Origin of the sequence: Pseudomonas sp. K5002 (assembly GCF_013386655.1) — a bacterium.
In the GTDB taxonomy this organism is placed as follows: domain Bacteria; phylum Pseudomonadota; class Gammaproteobacteria; order Pseudomonadales; family Pseudomonadaceae; genus Aquipseudomonas.
Genome location: NZ_JACARK010000631.1, coordinates 1 through 1,829, shown reverse-complemented (window position 1 = coordinate 1,829; position 1,829 = coordinate 1). Strand labels below are relative to the sequence as shown.

The window sequence follows — 1,829 nt, the reverse complement described above, 5'->3', positions numbered from 1 at the left end:
CCAAACCCCAAATCACCGCGGCACCGCCCGAATCACCGCCCTAACCCCCTGCCCCCCGGGAATCGCCTTATCCACCGAAGGCAACTGCGGCGCCTGCACATCCGGCATCGCCCAACTATGCTCCGGCTGCAACCCACCCTGGGCCCTGCGCATAAACTCATAGCGATTCAGCGTAATACTGCGCCCCGCCCCACCGTCACGAATAATGTAGGGCCGCAAAAACACCATCAAATTAGTCTTCGTCACACTGCGCTTTTCATTCCTGAACAACGCCCCCAACCCCGGAATATCCGACAACCAAGGCACCGCATCATTGCTCTGGCTATACCCATCCTGCAACAACCCCCCGAGCACCATGATCTGCCCGTCATCCAGCAAAATACTCGTATCAATCGCCCGCTTGTTCGTCACCGTCCCGGCATCCACCGAAGCCCGCGTGTCGACGCTGCTGACCTCCTGATAAATATCCAGCTTCACCGTCCCCCCCTCGGAAATCTGCGGCCGCACGTTCAGCTTCAGCCCCACCTCCTCCCGCTGTACCGTCTGGAACGGGTTATTGCTCGTGCCGCCGCCACCGGTCACATAACTGCCCGTGACGAAAGGAATCGTCTGCCCCACAAAAATACTCGCCGCCTCGTTATCCAGGGTCAGCAGGTTCGGCGTCGACAACACATTAGTCCCGCCCTTGCTCTTCAACGCCCGGGCCAGCACCTTGAGGTCCAGCACCTTGCCAATCCCCGGAATGTCCACCGAGCCATTCACCAGCCCGATGTTCAAACCCTTGGGCAACACATCAATGCTGGTCTTGCTGGTGGGGGTTCCATTCAAGCCGCTGCCCCCCAGGTTCACCCCGCCAAAGCCCCCCTTCCCGCCCAGGTTGCCCGCCTGCCACTGCACCCCGAACTCGCTGGCATCGTCCTCACCCACTTCGACGATCAGGCTCTCGATCACCACCTGAGCGCGACGCTGGTCGAGCATGTCGATCACCTCCCGCAGGTTGCGATACAGCGGGTCCGGCGCCGAGATCAGCAAGGTGTTGGTGGTGGCGTCCGCCTGGATCGTCACGCCACCGGCGCTGAACGCGGTGTTCTGGTCGGTAGGGGAAGAGGCTCCGGTGCTGCTGGTGTCCTGCCCGTAACCACTGGGCTGGACAGTGCCGCTGCCGGTGGGAGTGCCGCTGCTGTTCTGAGTACTGCCCTGGCCACCCTGGGTGTTGCCGCCCATGCTGCTCAACTTGCCGCGGGCATTGTCACTGGAACCGGTGTCGCTCTCGCCGGTCAGCAAGCCCCGCAGCGATTGCGCCAACTTGCCGGCCTGGGCGTTGCGCAGGTACACCACGTGCATATTGCTCGGGTTGCTCTGGGCATTGTCCAGCTTGTAGATCAGGTTGCGCGCCAGCTCCGTGCGCTCCGGGCTGCCGGCGCGGATGATGATGGAGTTGGAACGCGGGTCGCCGATCACGCTGATTTTCTGGGTCTGGTCGGCGCCCTGGGTTTCGAGGAGTTCCGAGACCATGGCGGCGATGTCCACGGCGATGCCGTTCTGCACTTTCACCACGTCGGTGTCGATGGCGCTCGGGGTGTCGATGCCGTCGATGATCTGTGCCACCCGTGCAAGGTTTTCTGCGTAGTCGGTGATGACGATGCTGTTGTTGCCGGGGTAGGCGTTGATCGGGTTGTTCGGCGACACGATGGGGCGCAGTACCGGGATCAGGTTTACCGCGTTTTCGTATTGCAGGCGGAAGGTGCGGGTTTGCATGCCCTGCCCGCCCGGGTTGGCGCCGCTGTAGATCGGCCCGCCCAACAGCTTCGCGTCTGCCTCCGGCACCA

1 protein-coding gene is annotated in these 1,829 nt (G+C 62.5%); it reads right to left on the bottom strand.

Going from position 1 to position 1,829, the window contains the following annotated elements; translation table 11 throughout:
• Positions 1–12: 12 nt before the first annotated feature.
• A partial coding sequence (gspD, locus tag HX846_RS25065) for a type II secretion system secretin GspD (RefSeq protein ID WP_178966304.1) occupies positions 13–1,829 on the bottom strand: 1,817 nt, incomplete at its 5' end.